This window comes from Micromonospora parastrephiae (genome assembly GCF_016802865.1).
GTDB lineage: Bacteria > Actinomycetota > Actinomycetes > Mycobacteriales > Micromonosporaceae > Micromonospora > Micromonospora parastrephiae.
Map to the genome: position 1 here is coordinate 1 of NZ_JAEVHM010000243.1, position 6,527 is coordinate 6,527.

General features: G+C 72.9%; 5 protein-coding genes and 2 pseudogenes. 3 read left to right on the forward strand and 4 right to left on the reverse strand.

Features of this window, described 5'->3' with window-relative positions:
- Positions 1-269: pseudogene (locus JNW91_RS28205) on the reverse strand (PspC domain-containing protein); the annotation flags it as partial.
- 143 nt (positions 270-412) lie between these two features.
- Between JNW91_RS28205 and JNW91_RS28210 the strand changes: the two are divergent.
- From JNW91_RS28210 to JNW91_RS28220, 3 genes are all read left to right on the forward strand, one after another.
- Positions 413-1,363, forward strand: coding sequence for an NUDIX hydrolase (locus tag JNW91_RS28210; protein ID WP_203178512.1), 951 nt, complete (start codon positions 413-415; stop codon positions 1,361-1,363).
- 162 nt (positions 1,364-1,525) lie between these two features.
- Complete coding sequence (locus JNW91_RS28215; protein ID WP_203178513.1) at positions 1,526-2,413, forward strand: NUDIX hydrolase; 888 nt, start codon at positions 1,526-1,528, stop codon at positions 2,411-2,413.
- Positions 2,414-2,759: 346 nt separating this feature from the next.
- A complete protein-coding gene (locus tag JNW91_RS28220) occupies positions 2,760-3,695 on the forward strand; it encodes a CDP-alcohol phosphatidyltransferase family protein (RefSeq protein WP_203178514.1) in 936 nt (311 codons plus the stop codon).
- A gap of 58 nt (positions 3,696-3,753) precedes the next feature.
- Here the strand turns inward: JNW91_RS28220 and JNW91_RS28225 are convergent, their stop codons facing one another.
- From JNW91_RS28225 to JNW91_RS28235, 3 genes and pseudogenes are all read right to left on the reverse strand, one after another.
- Complete coding sequence (locus tag JNW91_RS28225) at positions 3,754-5,007, reverse strand: phosphatidylserine decarboxylase (RefSeq protein ID WP_203178515.1); 1,254 nt, start codon at positions 5,005-5,007, stop codon at positions 3,754-3,756.
- A 501-nt stretch (positions 5,008-5,508) separates the two neighbouring features.
- Positions 5,509-5,745 (reverse strand): annotated as a pseudogene (locus JNW91_RS28230) (hypothetical protein); the annotation flags it as partial.
- On the reverse strand, positions 5,742-6,527 hold a 786-nt coding region (locus JNW91_RS28235; protein WP_238425851.1), incomplete at its 5' end, for a LiaF domain-containing protein. The gene JNW91_RS28235 and the pseudogene JNW91_RS28230, both read right to left, overlap by 4 nt.

The following is a 6,527-nucleotide window of genomic DNA, read 5'->3' on the forward strand; positions in this document are numbered from 1 at the left end:
GTCCGCGGTGGGCTGCGGCGCGGCGCCCGCCGGGTGCGGCCAGGCCGCGCGCCGGTGGGCTCCTCGGGCATCAGGAACCACATGATCGGGTACGCGAGCAGCGCGAGCCCGCCGGTGAGCAGACCGCTGACCGCGAAGACCACCCGGACCAGGGTGGGGTCGACGTCGAAGTAGCGGCCGAGGCCGCTGGCGACCCCCGCCACCATGCGGTCGGTGGTGGGTCGGCGGAGCTGCTTGTACGGGGCGTGGGGAGCGGCGGTGGTTGTCATGCCTCCACGGTCCGCGCTGGTGACCGGCCCGCCCTCGGTGACCGCCCGGATCCTTACCCTGACCGATCCCTGATCGGGGTCAGACAGTCAGGAATCCGACTCTTTTCCGTTCCGGTAACCCGGCCCGGGGAGAATTTGCTCCCGTGACCACCTTGCTGGAGCCGCTCCGCAGGATCGCGGCATACGCAGTTTGTGCTGATTCAGACGGCCGAGTGTTGCTGGTCCGCGCATCGGAGCGCTCCGGCACCCCCGGCACCTGGTCGCTGCCCGGCGGGGCGGTCGACCACGGAGAGGACCCGAACCACACGGTGGTCCGGGAAACCGCCGCCGAGACGGGCCTCTCGGTCGCCGTGTCGGGCCTGGCCGACGTGCTCGCCGACATGCGGGCGCTGCCCGAGCGCGGCATCACCATCCACACCGACCGGCTGATCTACCGGGTAGCGGTGCGCGGCGGCACCCTCGCGGACCGGGTCGGCGAACGCCCCACCGACCTGGCCCGGTGGTACACGCTCGACGAGGCGCGCGAGTTGCCGCTGCGCTCGTTCACCGCGCGTGCCCTCGGGTTGCCCGCATCCTCGGCCGACGTGGTGCCCGACGAGGTGCCCGAGTTTCCCTCCTTCTACGCGGTGCCCGGCCCCGACGGGCTGCACCGGGCGCAGCGCTTCGCCGCGTACGCGGTGTGCACCGACCCGGCCGGTCGGGTGCTGCTGACCCGGATCTCCGACGGCTACCCGGGCGCCGGCTGCTGGCATCTGCCCGGCGGCGGCACCGACTACGGCGAGCAGCCCGGCGCGGCACTGATCCGGGAGTTGGTCGAGGAGACCGGCCAGGCCGGTCGTCTGGTCGAGCTGCTCGGGGTGGCGAGCCACCGCGACGCCGCCTCGCTCGGCCCGGAGGGTTACCCGATCGACTGGCACGGCGTACGCGCGTTCTACCGGGTGGTGGTCGACCAGCCCAACCCGCTGACCGTGGCCGATGTCGGCGGCTCCACCTGCGAGGCCCGCTGGTTCGCCCGTGAGGAACTGGGCGCCCTCCCCACCGACCGCCTGACCGAGGTGACCGCCGAAGCAGTCCAAGCAGCCCAACTAACCTAACCGGTCCCCACTCGGACCCCCTGCCCCGTCTATCCGCGTCGATCATGAAGTTATTGTCAGGACACGCCGAGATGGACGGCGATAACTTCATGATCACCGGGTGCGGCGGGGTGCGCCCGGCGCGGCGGGGTCGGCGGGGTCGGCGGGGAGTGGGGCGGGCGGATGGAACTGGTGCGGCGGGTTGGGGTTTACGGGGTTCTGCGGGATTCTGGGCGGGTTCTGGTTGTTCGGGAAGGTCGGGGGCCGGAGGTCTGGGCCCTGCCGGGGGGTCTGGTCGCGCACGCTGAGCATCCCGCGCGCGCGGTCGTCCGCGCGGTTGCCGAGCAGACCGGGCTGAGCGTGACGGTCGGCCGGCTGCGGGCCGTCGTGGCCGACGTGACCACCCTCGCGGAGGACGACGTCTCGCTGCACACCGACCGGCTGCTGTTCGAGTTGACCGTCCACGGCGGCCCGCTGGGCGACACCGGCGGGGCGCAGGCCCGCTGGGTCACCCCCGAGGAAGCGGCCCGGCTGCCGCTGGCCCCGTTCAGCGCCGAACTGCTCGGCCTGCCGGTCACCCCGCTCCCGGCCGGCGCGCACGCCTCCGCCGAGCCGATCTCGCCGCCGCATCCCACTCGCCGCCTGCGCTTCGGGGCGTACGGGCTGGTCACCGATCCGGCGGGTCGGATCCTGCTCACCCAGATCGCGGACGGCTACCCGGGCGCCGGCAAGTGGCACCTGCCCGGCGGCGGCACCGACCACGGCGAACAGCCGACCACCGGGCTGCTGCGTGAGCTGGTCGAGGAGGGCGGGCAACTGGGTCGGGTGGTGGAGCTGCTCGGCGTGGACAACCTGCACAACCCGGCCGCGCTCGGGCCGGAGGGCCGTCCACTGGACTGGCACGGCGTACGGGTGATCTATCGGGTGCTGGTGGACGCGCCTACTGAGGCGGTGGTCACCGAGTCCGCCGGTGGTTCGACGGCCCGGGCCGGCTGGTTCACGCGGGCCGAGACCGCTGACCTGCCGTTGACGGGCATCGCTGCCTCGGCAATCAGACAAGCGGGCGGATAGCACCCCGCTCGCTGAGCCGGGATGGTGACCCTCCGGTACAGTCGGGGGAGGGGATGGTGGAGGAAACGGGCGGTGAAGCCCGGGATGGGAATAAGAGAGCGGTTCGCGCGGTTTAAGCCAGATGTAAGTACCGCCGGCAGCTATCGCCAAGTCCTGTTCCCCTATGCGATGGTGTACTCCGCAAAACGGCTGCCGGGCCATCGAAGGGTCCGGCACGAGACAGCCGGACACCCGCCCCACGGCGGCCAGCCGATCCGGTGATGGAGGAAACGTGCCGAGAGCCCCATGGCGCCGGCGTCGTACGACTGACAGTCCGCGCCCCGCAGGGCGTCGCTGGGCGGGCCCGTTGCGCCGCAGCAGCACGTTCGCCCGGCAGGTGCTGCTGGTCCGAGTGGGTCGCCGTGACGGCGACCTGCGGACCACCGACCTGGCGCTGCCCGAGCACCGTTACGCCGACCGGCAGCGCCGCCGCTACGGTCTGGACCGGCTCAGCCGGCCGCCGATCGACGCCACACGGGCGGAGATCGAGGCGGTCATGCCGGTCAGCCCGGCGTTGCCGATGATGCACACCGACGAGGCCACGGCCCGGTCGATCCCCCTGCTCCCCGGTGAGCGCACCGTCGCCCGCCGGATGAAGTTCGGTGTGGTCAACGCCTGTACCCTTGCGAGCCTGATGCTCGGCATGCTGGCCATCTTCCTGGCCATGCAGGGTCAGGTGCGCATCGCCGCGCTGTGCCTGATCGCCTGCGTCGTCTTCGACGGCTTGGACGGCGCTCTGGCCCGGCGACTCGGCGTGGCCAGCCCGTTCGGCGCACAGATGGACTCGCTGGCCGACATGTGCTCGTTCGGCCTCGCCGCGCCGGTCGTGGTGTACGCCTCGCTCGCCGGCTCCGTCTCGACGGCAGCCGCCGCGGTGGCGTGTGCGCTGGTCGCGGCGTGTGCCGCGATCCGACTGGCCCGCTTCAACGTCTCACCGAAGGACGGCCGGTTCTTCTGCGGGGTGCCCACCACCATGGCCGCCGCGGTGCTCGCGCTGACCGTGGCGATCGGCCTGCCGGTGCCCGGTCCGGTGCTGGTCGCCGGGGTGGCGCTACTCGCCTTCGCGATGGTCTCCAGCTTCCCGTACGCCAAGCTCGCCCGCCTGGTCAAGATGCCGCCGTGGCTGTGGCTGGCCCCGGTGATCGGCGCGCTGGTCGACATCCGGCTCACGTTCGCCCTGATCGTGGTGGGCTACCTGGTCAGCGGGCCGGTGCTCTGGCTGCGGCAGCGTCGTACCGCCTGATCGAGCCAAGCAGAACGGGGCGCCGCGAACAGCGGCGCCCCGTTCTCGCTCTGCTGGGTCAGTGCCAGCGGGCGATGACCGTGGCCCCTCCGACGACCTTGTCGCCCGGCCCGACCAGTGGTTCGGCGGTGTCGGCCGGCAGGTACACGTCGGTGCGCGAGCCGAACCGGATCAGACCGAAACGCTCGCCCTTCGCCAGCAGCGCGCCGATCGGCGCGCGCTGCACGATCCGGCGGGCGATCAGCCCGGTCCGCTGCGCGACCACCACCGTGCCGCGCGCCGTGTCCAGCACGGTGTACGCGGCCACGTTGTGCTCGGCGTCCGGCTTCATCGCGTTGACGAAGCCGCCGTCGGCGACGAAGTAGTCCACCACCTTGCCGGCGACCGGTGCCCGGTTGACGTGCACGTCCAGCACCGACAGGAAAACCGCGATCCGCAGCCACTCGCCGTCGCCGAAGCGCTCGTCGTGCAGACGCTGCACCGACAGGACCTGCCCGTCGGCGCTGGCGACCACGGCGTTCGGGTCCTCCGGTACGTCCCGCTCCGGGTCCCGGAAGAACGCGGCGACCGGGCCGGCGGCGAGCGCCGGCAGCAGCCACAGCTTCGACGACGGACGCGCCACCCGGGCCAGCGCGGCCAGGCCCAGCGTGATGCCCGCCGCTGCCACACCGTTGGAGTCGATGTGCATGCCGCGGGTCAGTGGCACGCTCGACGGTCGGTACGCCGGGGTCAACCGGTCCGCCGTGGCCGGGTCGGCCGGGGTGAACCGCAGCCGGTAGATCCGCACCGGCGGTGAGTTGCGCAGCACCAGGTCGGCACCGACGCCGTGCAGGGCGTCCTGCCGGGCCAACTCGGCGGCGGCCCCGGCCGTCCGGCCGGGGGTGGCGGTCGTTGCCACGCTCAGCACCGCACCATCGGCGAGGTACTTGACCAGTTCTTCGATGCCGCTGCGGGTCTCCTCGGCGGTGCCGGCGAAGGCCTCGCCGGCGATCACCACGGCAGCGGCCTCCGCGTCGGCGAGCGAGTCGACCACGTGCACCCGCTCGGAGACCCACCGGCCCTGGGCGGTGACGTGCTCGCGGAGCACGGTGGCGTCGGACGACTCGGTGGGCACCACGGTGAGCCGGTCGCCGGGGAGCAACGCCTCGATCGCCGCGGCCAGTACCGCGGACTCCGGGCTCGCGCCGACCAGCAGGGCGGCCTTGGGATCGTTGATCCGGGCCAGCTCGGTGACGAGCGTTCGGGCGGCTCGCTCGCCGATGCGGACCGGACCGGACCGACCGGTGGTACGCACGGCGGGGGACTGGGTCATGTCGGACGGGCTCCTGACGGGGTAGCGACGGGAATCGCGGCGGGACCGCCATGGCGGGTCGGGCCGGCCGGCGGAGGCGAGTTCTCCACCGGCCAGCATATGCGCCTGCCCGCGTCGGCCGCACCGCCGTGGCGGTGGAGCAGGCCGACGCGGGCGCACAGCGGGTCAGGGTTCCGTGCGCCGCCCGTCCCGTTCGTCGACCGGCTGGTCGTCGACGGCCGCGACCGGATGGTCGGCCCGGGTCGACTCGTCGGCTCCGTGACCGGCTTGACCGGGAACCGGTGCGGTCTCCGGCTCCGCTGGCGGATGGGCCAGCCAGGCCGGGTGGATCACCTCGCTGGTCGGCGCCTCCGGTGTGTGGAACTCCGCGGTCGGTGCCTTCGGCGCCGGTGGAGTGTCCCAGGTGGAGCGTTCGGCTTCCCAGGCCGGCAGGGCTGCGCCGGAGGTCGGAACGCTGACCGCGGGAAGCGGCTCGGTGGCTCCGGAGACGGGTGCCGTGGCTCCGGAGACGGGCTCGGTGGCGGCGGCCTCGACGATCGACTCCGGCTGGCTCGGCCGGCTGGAGCGCAGTGCGCCGACCAACCCGAAGACTCCGATCAGAATCAGCGCGCCGGCCAGGAACCAGCCGACCGGCGGAAGTGCGAGCCCGAGCAGTTGGGCGAGCAGCCACCAGGCGGAAAGCCCCAGGAACACCAGCCCGAAGGCGAACGACACCAGGTCGGTACGGTGAGCCTTCATCGGGTCACCTCCAGGTTTCCGGCATTGACGTGGATGTACAGGCGTAGCTTTCCGCCGCCGGCACCGTCCGCGCCGAGATCGGTGGACTCCCGCAGGCTGCCGTCCAGCCCGCCGGAGCGGTTGCCGAAGATGGTGGCGTCGCCCGCGTTGACGTCGGCCACCGTGGTGACGTCCACGTTCGGCGGGACGACGACTGTCGCCTTGCCGAAGTTGATCGCCACGGTCACCTGGGTGTCCCGTTTCGCGAGGTCGATCCCCCGCAGGTCGAGAACGGCGTCACCGAAGCTGTTCTCGTACCGGTCGGCGAGGTCGCGGTAGTCGGTGGGTGCCCAGGTGACCGCGCCGTCGACCCCCCGGATCCGGTCGTAGGACTCGGCGACCGTCGCCGTGCCCAGCGCGGCGGCGGTCACCAGGCCGAGCGCGATCAGCCAGCGGGCCCGACCGAACCAGGTGCCGACCAGCAGGCCCAGCCCGATGGTGGCCAACGCGGCGGCGAAGTACGCCGACGCGCCGATGTCGTAGACGTCGAGCAGGTCGAGCAGGGCGACCAGACCGAGGGCCAGGAAGATCAGGGAGAACGTCACAGCGCCGAGCGGCGAGCGCTCCCTGGGTCGCTTCGGCGGCTTCGGTGGCTTCGGCGGCGGGTACGCGGCCGGTGCCGGTGAGGCGTACGGACCGTGCGGCGCGAACGGGGGCCGGTAGCCGCCCGGCGTCGCCGGGGCCGGGTAACCGGACGGGGCGCCGGCGGCGGGCGCGCCGGTCACCGGTGCCGTTGGCCAACC

What these genes read in the sequence shown, in the direction of transcription:
- JNW91_RS28215 (WP_203178513.1), top strand. Translation starts at nt 1,526, where the DNA reads ATGGAACTGGTGCGGCGGGTTGGGGTTTACGGGGTTCTGCGGGATTCT.
- JNW91_RS28225 (WP_203178515.1), bottom strand. Translation starts at nt 5,007, where the DNA reads ATGACCCAGTCCCCCGCCGTGCGTACCACCGGTCGGTCCGGTCCGGTC.